We start from the raw sequence: 22,005 nt of genomic DNA on the forward strand, positions 1-22,005 counted from the left end.
AGTTGTCCACAGGCGCCCGCCCGGTGTGGTCCCCATGGCGTACGGTGCGGCGCATGGCAAGTGTGCTCGTGGTCGAGGACGACCAGTTCGTACGCTCGGCGCTCATCCGGCATCTGACCGACGCCGCACACACCGTGCGCAGCGTCGGTACGGCACTGGAGGCGCTGCGCGAGGTCGCCCATTTCCGCTTCGACGTGGTCATCCTCGACCTCGGACTGCCGGACCTGGACGGCTCCGAGGCGCTGAAGATGCTTCGCGGCATCACCGACGTGCCCGTCATCATCGCCACCGCACGGGACGACGAGACGGAGATCGTCCGGCTGCTCAACGCCGGTGCGGACGACTACCTGACCAAGCCGTTCTCCGTCGAGCACCTCTCCGCCCGGATGGCGGCCGTGCTGCGCCGGGCCCGCTCCGGCGGCGGGGAGGCCCCGCCCTCGTCCGTGCTGCGCGTCGGCGGCCTGACCGTCGACCCGCTGCGCCGCCAGGCCGAACTGGACGGGATCCGCCTCGACCTGACCCGCCGCGAGTTCGACCTGCTCGCCTTCCTCGCCGGGCGGCCGGGGGTCGTCGTCCCGCGCAAGGAACTCCTCGCCGAGGTCTGGCAGCAGTCCTACGGCGACGACCAGACCATCGACGTGCATCTGTCCTGGTTGCGCCGGAAGCTGGGGGAGACGGCCGCCCGGCCCCGCTACCTGCACACGCTCCGGGGTGTCGGCGTGAAGCTCGAACCCCCCGTGGAGCCGTCCGCGGACGGGGAGCCGGTGCGATGAGATGGGCCCTGGTCAAGGTCTGCCTGGCGGTCACCACGATGGTCGTCGTCGCCTTCGCGGTCCCGCTCGGCCTGGTCGTCAGGGAGATGGCCCGCGACCGGGCCTTCTCCAACGCCGAACGGGAGGCCGCCGCGGTGGCGCCCGCGCTGTCCATCACCACCGACCGGGACAAACTGGAGCGCGTCGTGGCCTCCGCCGGCGCCGACTCGGGAATGGCCGTGCACCTGCCCGCAGCCGACGGCCGCTCCGCGCTCGACCTCGGCAAGCAGCGCGCCGCCGGCCGGGACATCCAGGCGGTGCGGAAACTGGGCCGGGCCTCCACGACCTCCGTCTCCGGCGGCTCCACGCTGCTCCAGCCGGTCGCGCTCGGCTCCGGAGCCATAGCCGTCGTCGAGGTCTACGTCCCCGAGTCCGCGGTGACCAACGGCGTCGGCACGGCCTGGGCGGTCCTCGCGGCCGTCGGCCTCGCGCTGATCGTCGGCTCGGTCGCGGTCGCCGACCGTCTCGGAGTGCGCATGGTGCGGCCCGCCCAGCGGCTGGTCGAGGGCGCGCACGAACTGGGCGAGGGCCGGCTGGGCGCCCGGGTGCCGGAGGACGGCCCGACCGAACTCCGGCTGGCCGCCGTGGCGTTCAACTCCATGGCCGACCAGGTCGTCCAACTCCTCGCCAACGAGCGGGAGCTGGCGGCGGACCTCTCCCACCGGCTGCGCACCCCGCTCACCGTCCTGCGGCTCAACGCGGCCTCCCTGGGTGCGGGGCCGGCCGCCGACCAGACCCGGGCCGCCGTCGCCCAGCTGGAGCGCGAGGTCGACACCATCATCCGTACGGCCCGGGAGGCCAAGCCGCAGACGGTCGCGGCCGGGCCCGGCGCGGGATGCGACGCGGCCGAAGTGGTGCGCGAGCGGATGGAGTTCTGGTCGGCGCTCGCCGAGGACGAGGGCCGCAAGTGGCGGGTGGCCGGCGTCGAGCGGCCGGTGCGCATCCCCGTGGCCCGCGCCGACCTGGCCGCGGCCCTGGACGCCCTGCTCGGCAACGTCTTCCGGCACACCGCCGAGGGCACCGCCTTCGCGGTCGACGTGCACAACGGCGAGGACGCGGTGATCGTGCTGATCTCCGACGCGGGCCCCGGCATACCCGACCCGGACGCCGCGATGGCCCGTGGCCGCGGTTCCGGGAGCACCGGCTCGACCGGACTCGGCCTCGACATCGTGCGCCGGCTCGCCGAGGCCACCGGCGGGGACGTCCGGATCGGTTCCTCGGTGCTGGGCGGCACCGAGGTGCGGATCTGGTTCCAGCTGGACGGCCGGGGGCCGGTGGCGCGGGGCCGGACGAGAAGACGCCGATCAGGCAAACCGGTCCCGACTGGTCTCGACCATTAATCGTCCCCGATCCCTTCCTTAAGCGAACCCTAAGGTCTGCAACGGCCGTCCCGATCAGGCCGTTTGTCCGATTCCGGATCGCTAGCGTGCTGCCGCACCTCACCCCGTGAACAGCGAAGGCAGGCACGCGCATGAGCACGCACCGGCGCAGGATCAGTGGCAGGAACAAGGCGATAGGCGGTCTCGTGGCAGCGGCCGTCGCCGGCGGCGGCGCGGTCCTGCTCACCGGCACCGCCAACGCGGCCGGTGTGAACGCCGCGTACACCAGGACCAGCGACTGGTCGACCGGCTACACCGCCCAGTACGTCGTCACCAACAACAGCGGCCAGCGGGAGAAGACCTGGACGCTGGAGTTCGACCTCCCGGCGGGCGCCACACTCAGCTCCCTGTGGAACGGCGAGTCGAGCGTCAGCGGTTCGCACGTCACCGTGAAGCCGGCGAGGTGGGACACCGAGGGCCTCGCCCCCGGCAAGTCGGTGACCGTCGGCTTCGTGGTCGAGGGCAGCGGCGCCCCGACGGGCTGTCGTATCGACGACACCCGGTGTTCCGCGGACGCGGGACCCACCCCCGAGCCGAGCGGCCGCCCCACCGGGACCCACTCGCCGGCTCCGACCGCCACCCCCACCAGGAGTGCCACCCCGACGCCGACCAGGACGGCCACTCCCACGCCGACCGCCCCCCACACCACCGGCAGCGGAACCACAGCCTCGGCCGGTTTCGCCCCGTACGTCGACACCTCCCTCTACCCGGCCTTCGACCTGGTCGGGACGGCCGACGCGACCGGCGTGAAGACCTACAACCTCGCGTTCATCACCGACGGCGGCGGCTGCACCCCCAAGTGGGGCGGTGTGACCGACCTGACCAGCGACGCGGTCGCCGCGCAGATCGGCTCCCTGCGCGCCAAGGGCGGTGACGTCCGGGTCTCGTTCGGCGGCGCGTCCGGCTCCGAGCTGGCCACCACCTGCTCCTCGGCGGACGCGCTGGCGGCGGCGTACGGCAAGGCGGTCGACGCGTTCAAGCTGACCAAGGTCGACTTCGACGTCGAGGGTGGCGCGCTGCCGAACACGGCGGCGAACACCCTCCGGGCGAAGGCGATAGCGAAGCTCCAGGCGCAGCACCCGGACCTGGACGTCTCCTTCACCCTCCCGGTGATGCCCGAGGGCCTCACCCAGGACGGCGTGAACCTGCTGTCCGACGCCAAGTCCAACGGCGTGAGGACCGGCACCGTCAACATCATGGCGATGGACTACGGCCCCTCGTACAGCGGCGACATGGGCGACTACGCCCAGCAGGCCGCCACGGCCACCCAGGCGCAGGTCAAGAGCGTCCTGGGCCTGTCCGACGCCGCCGCCTGGAAGACCGTCGCGGTCACCCCGATGATCGGCGTCAACGACGTCTCCTCCGAGGTCTTCAAGGTGGACGACGCCACCCAGCTGGTGAACTTCGCCAAGTCCAAGGGCCTGGGCGGCCTGTCGATGTGGTCCGCGGCCCGCGACAAGCAGTGCGCCGGCGGCGCCAAGAACTCCGCCGACCCCACCTGCAGCTCGATCCTCCAGGACAAGTTCGCCTTCTCGAAGGCGTTCGGCGCCTTCAACTAGCGGAGGCCATCCGCCGACGGGTCGGCAAGCGTGAGTTCTCGGCCTTGTCTCCGAGCAGTCCAGGGAGCGGGCCCGGCAGGTCTTCGACGAGGTGTTCGCCGAGGAGGGCCAGTGGCCCGCCGCAGGCTGAGCCACGAGGGCACCCTCGTGCTCGACTGCTCATCGGGTCCGCGCACAGTCGCGTGAACAAGGCGCGGCTCGCCTGGGCGTTGTCCGGTATGCGGATCGTGCCGGTCGGCGACGAGGAGGCGAAGGCGGCCTCGGCCCTGCTGATCGGCGCCGGTCTGCACGGCCACGAGTACGCCGTCGTCGCCGAGATGGCGCTGCGGCAACGCCGACCAGCGGTGATGCTCACCTCGGACGTGGACGACATGACCAAGCTGTGCGGCGGCGGGGTACGGCTGGTCGCTGTGTAGCCGGGCTTGTGCCGACCGCTGGGCACCGGGTGACCGGTAGCATCTGAGCATCCGTGCACAGGGGAGGCGCAGTGATCGAACTGTCCGACATGCTCCGTGAGTTGAGGGGGCAGCTCACGTCGGCCGTGGCAGACGGGGACGGGCAGCTGGTGCGGTTCGAGCTGGGGCCCGTGGAGGTTGAGGCGACGGTCGCGGTCACGCGTGAGGCGGGCGCGGACACCAAGGTGAAGCTGTGGGTCGTCGACGCGGGCGCGAACGGCAAGTACGCACAGGCGCAGACACAGCGGATCAAGGTCACCCTGACCCCGAAGGCCTTCCCGGCGGACGGCGGTCCGGTTCGGCCTGTACTGATCGCAGGCGGCGAGGTTGAGGGCGAGCGCTGACCAGGGCCTTCGGCCGGAGCTTGTCGCTGAGATCATCGTCGGTCTGCCGGATGGCGGGGGCCGGCGGGGGACCGGGTATCTCGTCTCACCGGACCTGATCCTGACCGCCGCGCACGTGGTCGACGGCGGCGTGGAGATCCGGGCGCGGTTCCAGGCCGACCGTCCCGAGCAGTGGAGCGCCGAGGCGGCGGTGACCTGGCGGCATCAGGGCATCGACATCGCGATTCTCGCCGTAGAAGCCGTAGAAGCCGTAGAAGCCGTAGAAGCCGTAGAAGCCGTTGCCCCCGGCGTAGGCGTCCCGCCGGTCTCCTTCGGCCGGATCGGTGAGCTGGACGCGGTGCTGACGTGTACCACCCTCGGCTTTCCCCGCTTCAAGCTCCGCGCAGGCGATGACGGTTCGCGCTTCCGGGACGCCGAGCACGTGCAGGCCACCTGCGCGGTCCTCTCCAACCGGCGCGAGGGAACGCTCGACCTGGCGATCGCGTCGCCGCCTCCGGACGACCCGGACCCCGAGCGCAGTCCGTGGGAGGGCATGTCCGGCGCACCCGTCCTCAGCAACGGCCGACTGGTCGGGGTAGTGGCCCGTCATCACCGCAGCGACGGTCCGGGACGCCTGGCCGCAAGCAGGGTGGACCGCTGGGCCGACGACTTGGACCCAGCGGAACAGACCGGACTGGAGCAGCTGCTCGGCCACGAACTGCGCTCCTCCGCGCTGCCCGCTGCCGCGCCGGTCGACGGGGCCGAGCTGGTCCAGGAGATCTACCGCGCCCAGCTCGCCGACGTCGCACCACACCAGTTGGAGGACAGACGGACCGAGCTGGAGGACCTGGTCTCCTTCTGCGCCGGTGCCCAGCCCTATCTGTGGCTCCAGGGTCCGCCATGGGCGGGCAAGACCGCGCTCGCGGCCTGGTTCGCCCTTCACCCGCCGCGCGGCGTCGTACCGGTCTGGTTCTTCATCACCGCCCGCTACGCGAGCCAGTCGGACAGCTCGGCGTACACGGACGCGGTGATCGACCAGCTCGCCACCATCGCCGGCCGGGAACCGGTCCGCAATGCCTCCGCCGTGGCACGTGACGGAGAGCGCCGACTGCTCCTGACCAAGGCTGCCGAACGGGTCGCCGAGCGCGGTGGCACCCTGCTCCTCGTCGTGGACGGCCTCGATGAGGACCAGTCCCTGGCACCTGGCGGCGGCGTGGCGAGCATCGCCTCGCTCCTGCCGGAGCGGCCACCGCCGAACGTCCGTGTCCTGGTGACCAGCCGGACCAGCCCGGGTATCCCGGCCGACGTCGGGGGCGCACATCCGCTGCGGCACTGCCAGGTGGAGAAACTGTCCGCGGCCCCCGCAGCCCGGCACACCGAGTACGAGGCGAAGTACGACCTTCAGCAGGCCCTCTCCGGCGACCGGCTCCAGCGCGATCTCGTCGGCCTGCTCACCGCCGCACGCGGCACTCTGACCATCGACGACCTGCGCGAACTCACCGATGAGCCGGTCTACGAGCTGCAGCGGCGGCTGGGCAGCGCGTTCGGGCGCATTCTGCGGCTGAGGGGAGGCGCGTACACCGGAGGTTTCGTCGGCAGCGCCGGTCTCGACAGCTCCGGTCTCGATGGCTACGGCTACGGCGGACCCAGTGACGACGTGACGCTGTATGTGTCCAGCCGCGGCTATCTCTTCGCTCACGAGACCCTGCTGACAGCGGCGCAGGACGCGTTCGGTCCGGATGTGGCCACGTACCTGGAGCGCCTGCACGCCTGGGCCGGGAGCTACCAGCGGCGAGGCTGGCCGGAGAGCACCCCGCTCTACCTGCTCCAGTCCTACGGCCGCCTGGTCTCCTTTCTCCGGGACACCACGCGTGCCCTCGCGCTCGCCACCGATGCCCGGCGCAGCGACCGGCTGCGCGCGGCGACCGGCAGTGACGCGGCGTGCCTCGCGGAGATCGCGGCGGTCCGGGAGAACATCCGCAGTGTCACCCCGGACGACCTGGGGGCGCTGGCGGCGCTCGCGGTCGCGGAGGATCTGGTGGCACGCCGTAACCAGTCCCTGCATCCGGCTGCCCCCGAGGTGTACGCGCGCCTCGGCCGTGTCCGGCAGGCGATCGGTCTCGCGCGGAGCGTCTTCTGGCCGATGAGCCGGGGGCTGGCCCTGTCCCGCGTGGCTCGCGTTCTCGCCGAGGCCGGTGATCGCCGCGCCGTGGGACTGGCGGAGGAGGCCGTAGGGCTGATCGCGACGGCGTGCGAGGAGGGCGCCGGGGTCTACGACGACTTCTACCCGCTGGTGGCCCTGGGCCGGATGGCCACGGTTCTGGCCCTGGTGGGGAGAGAGACGGAGAGCTTGCGCAGACTCCGGGAACTGCCCCTGTCGGGTCACGGCACAGGGGCCGGCGTGGTGGTCCGTGCGTACGTCGAGACCGCCGCAGCGCTCAAGGACACCTCGTCCGCCGCCCGTCTGCTGCGTGAGGCCGAGGTCTGTGCCGGGAGCATCGGATTCCTGCCGTACCGGATCCGCGCTGTGGCGGCCGTCGCCGAGGGATGGCAGCTCATCGATGAGCCGGGCCACGCGACAAGGCTCTACGACTGTGTGGAGAAGCTCGCTCGGAATCACGCCGATCACGGCGACGTGCTCGGTGCCGCCGCCGAGGTTCTGCGTCAAGTCCGTCCCCGTGTGGTGGAACGCGCTGCCCGACTCGCCCTGGACCGTGTGGACACGGCGCTGCGTGAGCCCGAGGGTGGGATCGACTGGTGCGAGGGGTCCGGTGTGGTGCGGGCGCTTGTCGCGACGGGACGGGTGGATGAAGCCCAGTCGTTCCTCGAAGCCCTGCGGGAGACGGTGCTTCCGACCGAACCGGACCCCTGGGCAGACGCCTGGCTCACGATCTCGGAAGGACGCGCCCGGGAAGGCCGGGCCGAGGACGCCTGGGCAGCCTTGGCCGCCTTCCAGGAGGGCGCCGAGGAGTTCTTCGGCGAGGACGATCACCCTGCCGCCGGTGTCGCTGGTCTGCTCGCTGAGGCCGGAGCCGCCGACCGGCTGGAGTCACTGCTGTCGGCCTCGACGGAGATGTCGCCGTGGACCGTCGCCGAAGCGTTCGCCGCCCTCGCCCTCCACTTCACCGACACGGATCCGGAACGGTCTCTGCGCCTGCTCGACGCGGCTGAGCACGCGCGGCAGACAGGGCGCCGGGTCGCCTACAGTGCCCTGCCCGGTCGACTCGCCGTCCTGGCGGGGGCGCTCGCTCGCGCGGGCCGTCCCGACGAGGCAGAGCGCATCGTGGGGGAGATCGGCACACCGGATGTACGTGCCTGGGGGTACGCGGCCGTGTCGGTGGCCCTCGCGGACCAGGACACCCACCGTGCGCGGCGCTGCGCCCACCACGCGGCCGGGGTGACGGGCGTGTCGGACCGCTCGCTGGTGAGCGTCCACACATCGACGGCGATCATTCAGGCACTGGCGTGGTCGGGGGCGACGGAGCCCGCCGTTGCGGCGATCGGACAACTCTCCGGGAGGCTGGCGGACTTCCCCATGGGGGCGCGCTTCCTCAGCCGTGCCTCCGCGGTGGCCGCCGAGGGACTGTGGGCCCATGACCCGGAGGCGGCGGAGCGGCTCGTCGACCGGTTCCTCGCCGGCACGCCTCGTCCTTCCGTGCCGGGAGCGGCGGACTTCCTCGCCTCGGCACAGCCCTACGACCCCGCGCGCAGTCGGCTCCTCATGGGGCTCCTGCTCCGCGCGGCGGACGCGGCCCAGCGCCCGTCGTACGAGGAAAAGGCGCTGGACTGTCTGCTCACCGCGACCACGGATTTCGCCTTCGCCCAGTGGAGCTTCGAACAAGTGATGCTCGATTGGGAAAGAGAGAAGCTCCATCACGACAAGGTGACCGGACTCGCCGTCGTGTGCGCCGCGCTCCGCGACCCCGGGGCGGCCCTCGCCCTGGCGCTGGGCAGGGCGACCGAGGAGGAACGCTCGGAGACGCTCGCAGGCCTCGCCGCCTACACGGCCGACGTACCGGGCGACCCTATGGTCACCTGGCCGACGAGGCAGCCTCGGAGCCTCTGCCATACGCTGCGGCGCCTCGCCTCGCTCCTCCTCCCCCCACCAGGGGGCCCGGACCTCCCCCGTGCCCGGGCACTGCTCGCGGACGCGCTCACGCGGGACGGCTGGCACCACGCCGTACCGGTCCTCGCCTCCATCGACCCCGACGCGGTCCTCCGCATACGGGACGTGGTCTTCGCCCATACGGGGCTCAGCGAGTGAACAGACGGCACGGGGTGCGGCCCGCCCCCACGGCGGGCCGCACCCCCCCCGTCTTCAGGCGGCGGAGTCCGCCGCCGGCAGCACCCCCGTCCGCGCCACCTCGCCGTACCACCGCGCGCTCGACTTCGGCGTCCGCTCCAGGGTGGCGTAGTCCACGTACACCGCGCCGAACCTCTTGCCGTAGCCGTACGCCCACTCGAAGTTGTCCAGCAGGGACCACAGGTAGTAGCCGCGGACGTCGGCGCCGTCGGTGAGGGCCCGGCGGACCGCCGCGAGGTGGTCGTGCAGGTAGGCGATGCGCTCGGGATCGTGCACGCGGCCGTCTGCGTCGGGCTTGTCGTCGTAGGCGGCGCCGTTCTCCGTCACGTACAGGGGCAGACCGGGCGCCTCCCTCGTGTAGCGCAGGAGCAGGTCGTACAGGCCCGTCGGGTCGATCGTCCAGCCCATCTCGGTGCGCTCGCCCGGGGTCTGGTGGAAGAGGACGTCGTCGGCGCCCGGCCAGGGGGAGTGGTCGCTGGCGCCGTGGCCGTCCGCCCGGGGGCCCCTGACTCCGCCGGGCGCGGCCGAGACCAGGGCCGGCGTGTAGTAGTTCAGGCCCAGCGCGTCCAGCGGGACGTTGATCGTGCGGGTGTCGCCGTCGAGGACGAACGACCAGTCCGTGACCGGGGCGGTCGCCTCCAGCAGCGACGAGGGGTACGCGCCGTGCAGCATCGGGCCGTGGAAGACACCGTTGGCCAGGTCGTCGATCCTGCGGGCCGCCGCGACGTCGGCGGGGTCCTGGGAAAGCGGCCGTACCACGGACGAGTTGAGGCTGATCGCGATCTCGTTCCGGGCCGGCATCACCGAGCGCAGGGCCGAAGCCGCCAGGCCGTGCGCGAGGTTCAGGTGGTGGGCTGCGCGCAGGGAGGCCGCCGCGTCGGTGCGGCCCGGGGCGTGCACACCGGAGCCGTAGCCCAGGAACGCGCTGCACCAGGGCTCGTTGAGGGTGATCCACTGCTCCACCCGGTCACCCAGCGCCTCGCCGACCAGCCGGGCGTACTCGGCGAACCGGAACGCGGTGTCCCGCTGCGGCCACCCGCCCGCGTCCTCCAGCTCCTGCGGCAGGTCCCAGTGGTAGAGGGTGAGCGCCGGCTTGATGCCATGGGCGAGGAGCTCGTCCACCAGGCGGCGGTAGAAGTCCAGGCCGCGCTGGACCGCGGGACCCCGGCCCGTCGGCTGCACCCGGGACCAGGAGACCGAGAAGCGGTACGCGGTCAGGCCCAGCTGAGCCATCAGCGCCACGTCGTCGCGGTAGCGGTGGTAGTGGTCGACAGCGATGTCACCGTTCTCACCGCCGGCCGTCCTGCCCGGCGTATGACTGAAGGTGTCCCAGATCGAAGGGGTGCGGCCGTCCTCCCGCACCGCCCCCTCGATCTGGTACGCCGAGGTCGCGGCACCCCAGAGGAAGGCGGAGGGAAAGGTCACGGAGGTAACGGGTTCAGGCATGGAAGCGCTCCCATGGGGGGTCGTAGCAGACCTGGTGTCGTAGCGGACCTGGCGTGGCGGGACAGGGAGGGGAGAGGCGGAGAGGGGCCGGGGCGGCGGCGGCCCGGCCCCTGGGGGAAGACCGTCAGCCCTTGATCGCGCCCTGCATGATCCCGCCCACGATCTGCTTGCCGAACAGGACGAACGCGATCAGCAGCGGCAGCGTGCCGAGCAGCGCACCCGCCATGATCACCGCCTGGTCCGGGACATAGCCGGTGCCGAGCGAGTTCAGGGCCACCTGCACGGTCGGGTTCTGCTGGGTCAGAGCGATGATCGGCCACAGGAAGTCGTTCCAGGCGAACACGAACGTCAGCAGGCCGAGTACGGCCATGGCCGGACGGGCCGCGGGGAAGACCACGTGCCAGACGATCCGCACGCTGCTCGCACCGTCCACCCGGGCCGCCTCGATCAGCTCCGTCGGCAGCGCCTGCACCAGGTACTGCCGCATGAAGAACGTACCGAACGCCGTCACCAGGCTCGGCAGGATCACCGTCTGCAGCTGGTTCGACCAGCCGAGATCCGACATCCACAAGTACAGCGGTACGACGGCCAGCTGCGGCGGGATCATCATCGTGCCGACGGTCAGCAGGAGCAGCAGGCCGGAGAAGCGGAACCGCAGCTTGGCGAAGGCGAAACCGGCCAGGGTCGAGAACAGCACCGTGCTCACGGTGATCGTGCCCGCCACGATCACCGAGTTGAACATCGCGGTACCGAGCCCCGCCTGGTCCCAGGCCGTGTGGAGGTTCTTGAACAGGTTGCCGCCGAACCACAGCGGCGGCGGGGTCTCGGCCAGCCGGTGGGCGTTGCGGGACGCGGCGATCGCCGTCCACACCAGCGGGGCGAGGGAGACCAGCGCGAAGACGGTGAGCACGACGTACGTCACCGGGCCCGCGTGCAGCTGCTTGCCCGCGCCCGTCCGGCCCCGGCGCCGGACCGTCTTCTGGGGCCCCGTCAGTTCAGTGGTCGTCATGGGACTTCCTCAGCCGTCGGGTGAGCAGCAGATGGACCGCGGCGACGACCAGCAGGATCAGGAACATCGACCAGGCGATCGCGGACGCCTTGCCGAGGTTGCCGATGATCCAGCCCTGGTCGTACATGTACAGGCCGAGCGTCTGGTACTGGTGCTCGGAGCCGCCCTTGGACCCGCTGACCCCGCCGAACAGCAGCGGCTCGCCGAAGAGCTGGGTCGCGCCGATGGTGGAGACGACGACCGTGAACAGGATCGTGGGCCTGAGCTGCGGGATCGTCACATGCCGGAACTGCTGCCAGCGGTTGGCGCCGTCGATCGCGGCCGACTCGTACAGGTCGGTGGGGATCGCCTGCATGGCCGCCAGATAGATCAGCGCGTTGTACCCGGTCCACCGCCAGATCACGATCGACGACACCGCGAACTGCGAACCCCAGTCGGACTCACGCCAGTTGACCGGGCCCACCCCGAGGAAGTGCAGGATCCAGTTGACCATGCCGCCGTCCCACGAGTACAGCAGCGTGAACACCAGGGTCGCCGCGGCCACCGAGGTGGCGTACGGGGTCAGCATCACCACGCGCCAGACGATCGAGCCGCGCAGCCGGTAGTTCAGCAGGTGGGCCAGGCCGATCGCGGCCAGCAGCTGCGGCACGGTCGAGATGACACCGATGGTCAGGGTGTTCCTCAGGGCGTTCCAGAAGAAATCCGAGGACCACAGGTTCCTGTAGTTGTCCAGGCCCGCCCAGGTCTGGTGGTCCAGCGCGGACAGCTGCACGTGGTGCAGCGAGTACCAGGCCGTGTAGAGCAGCGGGACCAGGGTGAACGCCGCGAACAGGACGAAGAACGGGGACACGAACGCGTACGGCGAGGCCTTCAGGTCCCAGCGGTACAGCCGGCTGCGCCAGGATTCGTTGCGCGCCGGCGCACGGCGACCGCGAGCGCCCCGGGCCGCGCCCGGCGGGGTGCCGGGCGCGGCCTCGGCGCTCGACGCGGAGTGCGCGAGAGCCTGCTCGGGGCTGGTCACTGGCCGAGCACGTCCTTGATCTCCTTGGACGCGGCGTCCCAGCCCTGCGCGGGCGACTTGCCCTTCTGCTCGACCTGGAGGATGCCGATGTCGCTGATCGCGGTGTCGATCGGCTTGTCCTTGGGGCCGAGGGGCTGCGCCGGGATGGTCTTCGCCGAGTCGGAGAAGATCTGGGTGATCGGCGCGCCCGAGAAGTAGGCCGTGGTGTCGGGCTGCGGCTTCAGGCTCGGGTACACCGACGGGATCGACGGGAAGCTGGCCTGCTTGGCGAAGACCTTCGCCTGCTGCTCGGGCGCGGTCAGCCACTTCGCCAGCGCGACGGCCTCCTTCTGGTGCCTGGTCGCGGTCGGCACGCCGAGGAAGGAACCGCCCCAGTTGGACGCCGCCGGCGCCGCCGCCACGTCCCACTTGCCCTTGCCGGAGTCACCGGACTTCTGCTCGATGTAGCCGATCATCCAGGCCGGGCAGGCGACGGAGGCGAAGCTGCCGTTGGCGAACCCCTGGTCCCAGGTCGGGTCGAACTGCTTGAGCTTCGCCGACATGTCGCTGGTGGCAACGGTCATGGCGGCGTCCCAGGCCTTCTTCACCCCCTCGGACCTGTCCCAGACGACGTTGCCGTCCTTGTCGTAGTACCGCTCGCTCGCGCCGCCCACCGCCGCCATGTAGACGGAGGCGGCGGAGTCCACGAACTTGGTGTTCTTGGGGGCCTTCTTCATGTACTGCTTGCCGACGTCGACGTACTTGCTCCAGTCGCCCTTCCACATCTGGGCGAGTTTGGTCCGGTCGGTCGGCAGCCCGGCCTGCTGGAACAGGTCCTTGCGGTAGCAGATGGCCATCGGACCGGTGTCGGTCCCGAGCCCGATGAGCTTGCCGTCCTTGGTGGTGGCCTGGGTGTTCTTCCAGTCCAGCCACTGCGACTTGTCGACCTCCTTGCCGAGGTCCACGAACTTGTCCGCCTGGGTCTGCACGGCCTCGGTGATGTTGCCGATCTCGATGGCCTCGATGTCGTCCGTGCCGGAGCCGGCCTGCAGGCGGGTGAGCACCTTCGGCCAGTACACGTCGGTACGGGTGGTGACGTTTTCCTTGATGTTGATGTCCGGATGCAGCCTCATGTACTCGTCGTAGAGACCGGCCTGCTGGTAGCCGAAGACACCGAAGGTGCCGATGGTCAGCGTGATCTTGCCCTTGCCACTGCCGTTTCCGCCGCCGCCCGAGTCGTTGGACGATCCGTCGTCCGAGTCCTTGGCACAGCCGGCCAGCAGCCCCGTGGTCAGCGCGGCCACGGCCGCGAGGGCCATCAGCCGCTGGGACCGGCGGATGCTCGTGCGCATTGCGTCCTCCTGTTGCCTGACGTGCCGACCCCCCGGCCGACTGCATGGAATCGGGCCCGTTCGTACGCGCTGCGGCTCGGGCGGGGAACGTGCGGGTTGTGTAGGTGTCAGGTACTGTGGGAGCGCTCCCACCAGTGATGTGTTGAAGAGTCGTCGGTTCGGCGCGGGGTGTCAAGGGAGCGGACTGCGGCAACTGTGTTCAGTTATCGGCCCGTTGAGGGGACCACTGTCTTCCGGTATTTCCAGGCGTACGTCCGCACAATCAGCCCGTCCGGAGCTTCAGGACGAGGCCGGAGGCCGGCAAGCCGGGGCCGGGGGCGCGGCCCCCGGGGTCGGCAGCCGCAGCGAACGGTGCTGTTACATTCCAGCCAGCACAGATCGCGGCGAGAAAGGCGGAGCCCATGGCAAGCCACGGAGCGCGAGGCCGCGGCGGGGGTCGGCCCACGCTCGAGGAGGTCGCCGCCCGGGCCGGGGTCGGCCGGGGCACGGTCTCGCGGGTGATCAACGGCTCACCCCGGGTCAGCGACGCCACCCGTGCCGCGGTCCAGGCGGCTGTGGCCGAACTCGGGTACGTCCCCAACACGGCGGCCCGTGCCCTCGCGGCCAACCGCACCGACGCCATCGCCCTCGTGGTCCCCGAGCCGGAGACCCGGTTCTTCGCCGAGCCGTACTTCTCGGACATGCTGCGCGGTGTCGGCTCCCAGCTCTCCGACACCGAGATGCAGTTGCTGCTGATCTTCGCGGGCAGTGACCGGGAGCGGCAGCGCCTCGCGCAGTACCTGGCGGCCCACCGCGTGGACGGCGTCCTGCTCGTCTCGGTCCACGCCGACGACCCCCTGCCCGACCTGCTGGCCCAGCTGGAGATCCCGGCCGTGATCAGCGGACCCCGCTCGGCCGGCGAGACGCTCACCTCGGTGGACTCGGACAACTACGGCGGCGCCCGCTCGGCGGTGGAGCACCTGCTGTCCCGGGGCCGCACCCGCATCGCCCACATCACCGGCCGCCTCGACGTCTACGGCGCCCAGCGGCGCGTCGACGGCTACCGCGACGCCCTGCGTGACGCGGGCCGGGAGGTGGACGAACTCCTCGTCGAACCGGGGGACTTCACGGAGGAGGGCGGTCGCCGGGCCATGACCGTGCTCCTGGAGCAGTGCCCGGACCTGGACGCGGTCTTCGCCGGCTCGGACGTGATGGCGGCCGGCGCCCGGCAGGTGCTGCGTGAGGCGGGCCGCCGCATCCCGGACGACGTGGCGCTGGTCGGCTACGACGACTCCGCCATCGCCCGCCACATGGACCCGCCGCTCACCAGCGTGCGCCAGCCCATCGAGGAGATGGGCCGCGCGATGATCGACCTGCTCCTCACCGAGGTCGCCGACCGCCGCCCGCCCCTGTCCCGGGGGCTGGAGCGGCGGCACGCGGTGCTGCCCACGGAGTTGGTGACACGGGCGTCGTCGTAGCGGACCGCGGGGGGCCGAGGCCGCCGGTCGTCGGTCTACCCGCCGTGTCCGGCCCCGCCGAGCCCGGTCACCTCGGATCGGTGCCCGGCGCCGGGCGTGTGCCGCAGAGGTGGTCCGTGGTGGCGTCACGTGCTGCGGTGCCGCTCAATTCCCAGCCCAGGAGCGAGAGGAGCACGATCAGCACCCCGCCGCAGACGATCGCCCAGTCCGCCAGGTTCGTCACGCTGAAGCCGCGGACGGCGATGAAGTCGACCACCGCGCCCCGCAGGCCGCCGGGAGAGACGGTCGGTCAGATTGCCCAGCGCGCCGCCCAGCAGCAGTCCGAGGGCCACCGCCCACGGGGTGCTGCACAGCTTGCGGGCCAGCCGGGCGACGACGCCGACGACCGCCGCGGCGATGGCCGTGAACACGTAGGTCATTGCCGTGCCCATGCCGAACGCGGCGCCCGCGTTCCGGGAGACCCGCAGCTCCACCCGGGCGCCGATCACCTCGACCGGGGCGCGGTGCTCCAGGTGCGCGACGACGAGCAGCTTGCTGCACAGGTCGATCGCCCAGGCCAGTCCGGCCACCGCTGCGGTTGTCACGGGTAAAAAGTTGACCCGTTGCACTGGGTAAGTCCGTGCGTTTTTGCGGTACGGCAGAAAAGAAACAGCCGGTGACCCGTCTCGCGACGGAGTCACCGGCTGATCGGTGAGGGTGAGTGACGGGACTCGAACCCGCGGCATCCTGGACCACAACCAGGTGCTCTACCAGCTGAGCTACACCCACCATGACCGGTAGTGGGAACTTGTCGTTTCCCCGACCGGCCGAGAAGAAGTCTACAGGGTCCGAAGGGGTGCTCGCGCACACGTTTTCGCGAGCCCCCCTTCAGCGCTACCGCGCGGGCAGGACGTGCTTGGCGGCGATCGCCTTCGCGGTGTCGGAGTCCGGGCCGGGCTGCGGGACGAAGATGGCCTCGCGGTAGTAGCGCAGCTCGGCGATCGACTCGCGGATGTCGGCGAGGGCCCGGTGGTTGCCGTTCTTCTCCGGGCTGTTGAAGTACGCCCGCGGGTACCAGCGGCGGGCCAGCTCCTTGATGCTGGAGACGTCCACGATCCGGTAGTGGAGGTAGCTCTCCAGGGCGCCCATGTCGCGCTCCAGGAAGCCGCGGTCGGTGCCGACGGAGTTGCCGCACAGCGGGGCCTTGCCGGGCTCCTTCACGTACTCCTTCACATACGCGAGGACCTGCTCCTCGGCGTCCCGGAGGGTCGTACCGTTCTCCAGTTCGGCGAGCAGGCCGGACGCGGTGTGCATCTGACGCACCACCTCCGGCATCGTCTCCAGCGCCTGCTCCGGCGGGCGGATGACGATGTCCACCCCCTCGCCGAGTACGTTCAGCTCGGAGTCGGTGACGAGGGCGGCCACCTCGATGAGAGCGTCGTCGGACAGCGAGAGGCCGGTCATCTCGCAGTCGATCCACACCATGCGATCGTTCATGCGACCACCCTAAGGCGGACCTGCGCGATTCGGTGCCCCCGTGCTGTGCGGGGACGGGCCGCCGAGAAGAGACGAGAAGAGAGGGGGCGAGCACACGCTCGTCCCCTCCCCTTCTCTCAGCTACCGCTCCGCGGCCCCGGCAGCAGTCCCACCGCGCCCGCCGCCGTACGGCGGCTCTGCATCGGTACTCCGCTGTCGCGGTCCGGGTGCAGTACGGGTGCGTGGCCCATCGGGCCGGGGCCCGGCAGACCCAGCGGCCCGCCCGGCTGGCCGGCGGCGTGCACCGGTGGCTCCGGGTCGGCGGGCCTGTCGGCCTGCGGCCTGCGGGCCCGGTAGGCGGCCCGGTAGGCGGCGGGGGACGAGCCGAGCTGGCGGCGGAAGTGCCCGCGCAGCGCGACGGGGGAGCGGAAGCCGCACCGGCCCGCCACCTCGTCCACGGAGTAGTCCGACGTCTCCAGCAGGCGTTGGGCCTGGAGCACACGCTGCGTGATCAGCCATTGCAGCGGCGCGCTGCCCGTCAGCGAGCGGAACCGGCGGTCGAACGTACGGCGGCTCATGTAGGCGCGTGCCGCCAGGGTCTCCACGTCGAACTGCTCGTGGAGGTGTTCCAGCGCCCAGGCGACGACCTCGGCGAGCGGGTCGGCGCCGATCTCCTCTGGTAAAGACCTGTCGAGGTAGCGCTCCTGACCGCCGCTGCGGCGCGGTGGGACCACCAGGCGCCGGGCGAGCGCGCCGGCCGCCTCGTTGCCGTGGTCCGTCCGCACGATGTGGAGACAGAGATCGATTCCGGCCGCGGTACCCGCCGACGTGAGCACATCGCCGTCGTCGACGAACAGCTCCCGTGGATCGACGTGCACCGACGGGTAGCGCTTGGCCAGCGTCGGCGCGTACATCCAGTGGGTGGTCGCCGGGCGGCCGTCCAGCAGTCCGGCCGCCGCGAGCACGAACGCGCCCGTGCACAGCCCGACGATCCGGGCACCCTCCTCATGCGCGCGGCGCAGCGCGTCGAGCGCTTCCTCCGGTGGCGGCGCGGTGATCGAACGCCAGGCCGGTACGACGACCGTCCCGGCGCGCGATATCGCCTCCAGCCCATGTGGTGCCGTGAGTTCCAGGCCCCCTGTGGTCCGCAGCGGGCCCTCTTCCCCGGCACACACCAGCAGTCGGTAGCGCGGGACGCCGGCGTCCTGGCGGTCGATTCCGAACACCGACAGCGGAATGGAACTCTCGAAGATGGGGCCGCCGCTGAACAGCAGCACCGCGACGATCTCCTTGCGGCGGCGTCCGGAGAGTTTCCGGCCCGCGGCTTCCGGCGTGGCAGTGGAGTCGTGGCTCATACTGCTAAGCCCCCCTCGGTGGTCGCGGCTCCTCGGTTGTGTCGCTCCTGCACGTTTCCCCTCGGTCCTGCACGAGTCCCCCGCCGTAAAGACAGTCAAGATCGAATCTACTGGCTCCCGCGGTCTCACGGTGACCAGTTCCACACGCCCCAGTTTGTCGACATGACAACTTGGCGTGAAGCATTCGATCACGAAGCGTTGCACTCGCGGAGCGTGGAGGGAAGTGCGCCTTGTCGCAGTGGCCAAACCGCGTAGGGTGCGCAACTGCCCGTGGACCCTTTCCGTGCAGGTCGAACGGGGGTTGAAGGGCGGTTGGAGCCCCTGCGGGGCGACATTCAGAAGTTGGCTGAAAAGATACGTTCGGGGGTACGGAAACAGGTCAGTCGACCGGTGTCCGCCTGCGGGTGTGACGTCCACCTCTTTGCTTCGGGCAACGCCTGCGACCGCGCGCGTTCCGCTCGGCGCACCGCTCCGACCGGCGCAGCAGGAGCCGGCAGACGGCCGTGACGGCGGCCAGGCCCAGGGCCGCGCCCGCCGCCCCGGCCAGCGAGGTGCCGTACCAGACCAGGACGACGGGGACGAGGACGCAGCTGAAGGCGGCCCAGCGGATCACATCGCTCACGGTGTCCGGCGCGGGGTGCGGATCGGAGGTGGATCGGGGACCGGGCATCACTCGTACTCCCTGTGGCGGTGGCTCACCCGGTTCAACGTCTGTTCGAGCGGTCGGTCACCGGCCGTACGTCTGTGAATCCTGAGCAAACCGCCTGTACGGGGCAGCAACCATTGCGTTACGGGCGCGGCTCGTGCATGCTCCGGTGAACCCCTACGGATGTCGGGGACCGCTTACGGAGCGTGCGCGGGAACTGGGCTCAGGAGGCGTGCCGCCGTACCCTTGGGGGTATGGGGTGGGGAAGATGTTTCCCGGACACAGCTCCGCCGCACACTGTCGTCCCACCCACAAAGGATCACAACGCCGAGACAGCCATGGCCGGTCACGAATTCTTCGAACCCGCGGACCGCAAGCGGCCGGTCGCCGACCCCACGGCGGCCGATCCCCTGGCGGCGGAAGAGTCACGTCCCTCGTGCGACCCGGCCTTCCGGCACGGAGTCGTCGTCGGCTTCGACGGCTCGACCTCCAGTGAACGCGCCCTCGCCTACGCCATCGGCATGGCCCACCGCTCGCACTCCGGCCTGATCATCGTCCATGTCGCCAACCGGCTGCCGACCACCGTGTGGGCCGGCTGCGAGCCGCCCGTCTTCGTCGACGTGCCGGACCACCGCACCGAGGTCCTCGGTCTCGAGCTGGCGTGCGCGGACTATCTGGCCGAGGTGCCGTGGATCCTGGTGGAGCGCGGCGGCGACATCTGTCACGAGCTGGAAGAGGTCGGCAAGGAGTACGAGGCGGACGCGATCGTCGTCGGCTCCACGCACGGCATCGTCGGCCGGATCTTCGGCTCCGTCGCGGGGCGGCTCGCCAAGCGGGCCCAGCGTCCCGTGATCGTCATTCCCTGACGCTCCCAACTCCCCGGTGCTGCGCGCCACTTCCTTTGTACAGCGCGAAACTACTCGCGCGTAGAGGTGGTTTGTGCCCTTGTGAAGGGCATATATCGGTCACCGCGCAACTGCACGACATGAAGGGAGCCCGCCGTGGACAACGAAGTCTCTGCGGGAAGCGGAAGCACTGCCGTGGTCGGCCGACTCGCCCTGGGGACAACCCTGTTGGCGTTCGGGCTCGGTACGACCGGAGTGATCCATGGAGTGGCGGTGTCCGACGCCGTGTCACTGGCCCACTACGTGGGCGGAGTTGCCCTGTTCCTCGTCGGCCTGCTGGCCTTCCGCGGCGGTGACGCCGTCTCCGGTACGGGCTCCGTGGCCCTCGGCGCACTGTGGTTCACCTGGGCCGTCGCGAGCCGGTCGTCCGCCAACGGAGCCGGGCTCTTCCTGCTTCTGTTCGCCCTCGTGGCGCTCACGCTGACCCTCGCGGGCGGCGACGGTCTCGGTCAGGTCGTGCACGGCTCGCTGTTCCTGGCGATGCTGGTGCTCGCCGTGGCGCAGTTCGCGGACAGCTCGGCTCTGACGAAGGTCGGGGGCTGGGTCGCGGCCGTCTCCGGGGCGGTGGCGTGGTACGCGGCTACCGCGGCGCTGGCTCACTGGCCGACGGCTCTTCCCAGGCGTGCCGCCGGCCGGGGAGTGACGGCCACCGGCTGAAACACAGCGGCACCGAACGGACCCCCACGTGCTGGTGGCACACGTGGGGGTCCGTTCTGTTTTCCTATTCCACCGTCACCGACTTGGCGAGGTTCCTCGGCTTGTCGATGTCCCGGCCCAGGGCCTTGGCCGTGTGGTAGGCCAGCAGCTGGAGCGGGATGCCCATCAGGATGGGGTCCAGTTCGTCCTCGTTCTTCGGGACGACGATCGTCTGGTCCGCCTTGTCCTGGTGCTGGTGGGCCACCGCGAGGATCTTGCCGCTGCGGGCCTTGATCTCCTCCAGGGCCGCGCGGTTCTTCTCCAGCAGGTCGTCGTCGGGGACGATCGCCACCGTCGGCAGGGCCGGCTCGATCAGGGCCAGCGGGCCGTGCTTCAGCTCGGAGGCGGGGTAGGCCTCGGCGTGGATGTAGGAGACCTCCTTGAGCTTCAGGGAGGCCTCGCGGGCCACCGGGTAGCCCCGGACGCGGCCGATGAAGAGCATCGAGCGGGCGTCGGCGTACAGCTCGGCCAGCTCCTTGATGGTCTCCTCCTGCTTGAGGATCTCGGTGATCTGCTCGGGCAGCTTGCGCAGGCCCGCGATGATCCGCTTGCCGTCGCGGACCGAGAGGTCACGGGTGCGGCCCAGGTGCAGGGCGAGCAGGGCGAAGGCCACTGTCATGTTCGTGAAGCACTTCGTCGAGACCACGCAGACCTCCGGGCCCGCGTGGACGTAGATCCCGGCGTCGGCCTCACGGGCGATCGCCGAGCCGACGACGTTGACGACGCCGAAGACCTTGGCGCCCTTGCGCTTCAGCTCCTGGACGGCGGCGAGGACGTCGTACGTCTCACCGGACTGGGACACGGCCACGTACAGGGTGTCGGGGTCGACGACCGCGTTGCGGTAGCGGAACTCGGAGGCCGGCTCGGCGTCGGCGGGGATACGGGCCAGCTCCTCGATCATCTGGGCACCGATCATGCCCGCGTGGTACGAGGTGCCGCAGCCGAGGATCTTCACGCGGCGGATCTGCCGGGCCTCCCGGGCGTCCAGGTTGAGCCCGCCGAGGTGCACGGTGGAGAAGCGGTCGTCGATGCGGCCGCGCAGCACGCGGTCCACGGCGTCGGCCTGCTCGAAGATCTCCTTGTGCATGTAGGTGTCGTGGCCGCCCATGTCGTACGACTCGGCCTCCCACTCCACGGTCGTGGGCTCGGCGGTGGTGCGCGTGCCCTCGGTGGTGTAGGTGCGGAAGTCGTCGGCCTTCAGGGTGGCCATCTCGCCGTCGTCCAGCGTCACTATCTGGCGGGTGTGCATGACCAGGGCGGCGATGTCGGAGGCGACGAACATCTCCTTCTCGCCGATGCCGAGGACGACCGGGGAGCCGTTGCGGGCCACCACGATCCGGTCGGGGAAGTCGGCGTGCAGGACGGCGATGCCGTACGTGCCCTCGATCACCCGGACCGCCTGGCGGACCTTGTCCTCCAGCTTCTCGGCCGTGGCGCGGGCGATGAGGTGGGTGAGCACCTCGGTGTCGGTCTCGGAGAGGAACTCGACACCGTCCGCCTCCAGCTTGCGGCGCAGGTCGGCGGCGTTGTCGATGATGCCGTTGTGGACGACGGCGACCTTGTTGTCGGCCGACATGTGCGGGTGGGCGTTGACGTCGGAGGGGGCGCCGTGGGTGGCCCAGCGGGTGTGGGCGATGCCGGTGGTGCCCTTGAAGCGCGCCGGGACCTTGGCCTCCAGGTCGCGCACCCGGCCCTTGGCCTTGACCATCTTCAGTCCGGGCGCCTTCGGGGAGGTGACGACGATGCCCGCGGAGTCGTAGCCACGGTATTCCAGCCGCTGCAGCCCCTCGAGCAGCAGCGGGGCCACGTCACGCTTCCCGATGTATCCGACAATTCCGCACATGTATAGGTAT

At 70.7% G+C, this 22,005-nt stretch carries 16 protein-coding genes, 1 tRNA gene and 2 pseudogenes; 9 read left to right on the plus strand and 10 right to left on the minus strand.

Translation table 11 applies throughout. From position 1 onward, the window contains the following. Positions 1-53 precede the first annotated feature (53 nt). From ACWC94_RS03455 to ACWC94_RS03480, 6 genes and pseudogenes are all read left to right on the plus strand, one after another. Positions 54-773 (plus strand): response regulator transcription factor, encoded by a 720-nt coding sequence (locus ACWC94_RS03455; protein ID WP_450794693.1) that lies wholly within the window; start codon positions 54-56, stop codon positions 771-773. Continuing rightward, positions 770-2,152, plus strand: a complete 1,383-nt coding sequence (locus ACWC94_RS03460; RefSeq protein ID WP_450794694.1) for a sensor histidine kinase — start codon at positions 770-772, stop codon at positions 2,150-2,152. Before ACWC94_RS03455 ends, ACWC94_RS03460 begins: the two co-directional genes overlap by 4 nt. Positions 2,153-2,283: 131 nt before the next feature. After that, complete coding sequence (locus tag ACWC94_RS03465) at positions 2,284-3,750, plus strand: glycoside hydrolase family 18 protein (RefSeq protein WP_450794695.1); 1,467 nt, start codon at positions 2,284-2,286, stop codon at positions 3,748-3,750. 111 nt (positions 3,751-3,861) lie between these two features. Continuing rightward, positions 3,862-4,166 (plus strand): annotated as a pseudogene (locus ACWC94_RS03470) (DNA-binding protein). 71 nt (positions 4,167-4,237) lie between these two features. After that, a complete protein-coding gene (locus ACWC94_RS03475) occupies positions 4,238-4,549 on the plus strand; it encodes a trypco2 family protein (protein ID WP_450794696.1) in 312 nt (103 codons plus the stop codon). Continuing rightward, a complete protein-coding gene (locus ACWC94_RS03480) occupies positions 4,533-8,792 on the plus strand; it encodes a trypsin-like peptidase domain-containing protein (RefSeq protein WP_450794697.1) in 4,260 nt (1,419 codons plus the stop codon). Before ACWC94_RS03475 ends, ACWC94_RS03480 begins: the two co-directional genes overlap by 17 nt. Before the next feature lie 54 nt (positions 8,793-8,846). Here the strand turns inward: ACWC94_RS03480 and ACWC94_RS03485 are convergent, their stop codons facing one another. From ACWC94_RS03485 to ACWC94_RS03500, 4 genes are all read right to left on the minus strand, one after another. Further along, positions 8,847-10,277: a GH1 family beta-glucosidase gene (locus tag ACWC94_RS03485; RefSeq protein ID WP_450794698.1), complete on the minus strand. Its 1,431-nt coding sequence runs from the start codon at positions 10,275-10,277 to the stop codon at positions 8,847-8,849. Positions 10,278-10,401: 124 nt separating this feature from the next. Continuing rightward, positions 10,402-11,286, minus strand: a complete 885-nt coding sequence (locus ACWC94_RS03490) for a carbohydrate ABC transporter permease (RefSeq protein WP_450794699.1) — start codon at positions 11,284-11,286, stop codon at positions 10,402-10,404. Continuing rightward, positions 11,273-12,307, minus strand: a complete 1,035-nt coding sequence (locus ACWC94_RS03495) for a carbohydrate ABC transporter permease (protein ID WP_450794700.1) — start codon at positions 12,305-12,307, stop codon at positions 11,273-11,275. Before ACWC94_RS03495 ends, ACWC94_RS03490 begins: the two co-directional genes overlap by 14 nt. Beyond that, positions 12,304-13,638 carry an ABC transporter substrate-binding protein gene (locus tag ACWC94_RS03500; protein WP_450794701.1) on the minus strand — a complete coding sequence of 445 codons (1,335 nt, stop codon included), beginning with the start codon at positions 13,636-13,638 and terminating at the stop codon, positions 12,304-12,306. The genes ACWC94_RS03495 and ACWC94_RS03500 overlap by 4 nt, the downstream gene beginning before the upstream one ends. Before the next feature lie 401 nt (positions 13,639-14,039). Here ACWC94_RS03500 and ACWC94_RS03505 point away from each other — a divergent pair, with 401 nt between their 5' ends. After that, the gene (locus ACWC94_RS03505) at positions 14,040-15,095 is read left to right on the plus strand and encodes a LacI family DNA-binding transcriptional regulator (RefSeq protein WP_450794702.1); all 1,056 of its coding nucleotides are present in this window, start codon (positions 14,040-14,042) and stop codon (positions 15,093-15,095) included. A 67-nt stretch (positions 15,096-15,162) separates the two neighbouring features. On the opposite strand, the pseudogene ACWC94_RS03510 reads toward ACWC94_RS03505, so the two are convergent. The 5 genes and pseudogenes from ACWC94_RS03510 to ACWC94_RS03530 all read right to left on the minus strand — a co-directional run bounded on the left by ACWC94_RS03510 (position 15,163) and on the right by ACWC94_RS03530 (position 18,575). Next, a pseudogene (locus tag ACWC94_RS03510) lies at positions 15,163-15,820 on the minus strand (signal peptidase II). Beyond that, positions 15,791-15,863: transfer RNA gene (locus ACWC94_RS03515), tRNA-His, on the minus strand. Before ACWC94_RS03515 ends, ACWC94_RS03510 begins: the two are co-directional and overlap by 30 nt. Positions 15,864-15,968: 105 nt before the next feature. Then, the gene (gene orn, locus ACWC94_RS03520) at positions 15,969-16,571 is read right to left on the minus strand and encodes an oligoribonuclease (RefSeq protein WP_450794703.1); all 603 of its coding nucleotides are present in this window, start codon (positions 16,569-16,571) and stop codon (positions 15,969-15,971) included. 116 nt (positions 16,572-16,687) lie between these two features. Beyond that, positions 16,688-17,905 carry a helix-turn-helix domain-containing protein gene (locus ACWC94_RS03525; RefSeq protein WP_450794704.1) on the minus strand — a complete coding sequence of 406 codons (1,218 nt, stop codon included), beginning with the start codon at positions 17,903-17,905 and terminating at the stop codon, positions 16,688-16,690. A gap of 379 nt (positions 17,906-18,284) precedes the next feature. Further along, positions 18,285-18,575 carry a hypothetical protein gene (locus tag ACWC94_RS03530; RefSeq protein WP_450794705.1) on the minus strand — a complete coding sequence of 97 codons (291 nt, stop codon included), beginning with the start codon at positions 18,573-18,575 and terminating at the stop codon, positions 18,285-18,287. 314 nt (positions 18,576-18,889) lie between these two features. Here ACWC94_RS03530 and ACWC94_RS03535 point away from each other — a divergent pair, with 314 nt between their 5' ends. Together ACWC94_RS03535 and ACWC94_RS03540 are read left to right on the plus strand one after the other, a co-directional pair. Then, the gene (locus ACWC94_RS03535; protein ID WP_360740538.1) at positions 18,890-19,417 is read left to right on the plus strand and encodes a universal stress protein; all 528 of its coding nucleotides are present in this window, start codon (positions 18,890-18,892) and stop codon (positions 19,415-19,417) included. A 135-nt stretch (positions 19,418-19,552) separates the two neighbouring features. Then, the gene (locus ACWC94_RS03540) at positions 19,553-20,113 is read left to right on the plus strand and encodes a hypothetical protein (protein WP_450794706.1); all 561 of its coding nucleotides are present in this window, start codon (positions 19,553-19,555) and stop codon (positions 20,111-20,113) included. A 64-nt stretch (positions 20,114-20,177) separates the two neighbouring features. On the opposite strand, the gene glmS is transcribed toward ACWC94_RS03540, so the two are convergent. Continuing rightward, positions 20,178-21,995, minus strand: coding sequence for a glutamine--fructose-6-phosphate transaminase (isomerizing) (glmS, locus tag ACWC94_RS03545; protein ID WP_450794707.1), 1,818 nt, complete (start codon positions 21,993-21,995; stop codon positions 20,178-20,180). Positions 21,996-22,005 lie beyond the last annotated feature (10 nt).

The sequence above is a fragment of the Streptomyces sp. NPDC001135 genome (assembly GCF_053598395.1).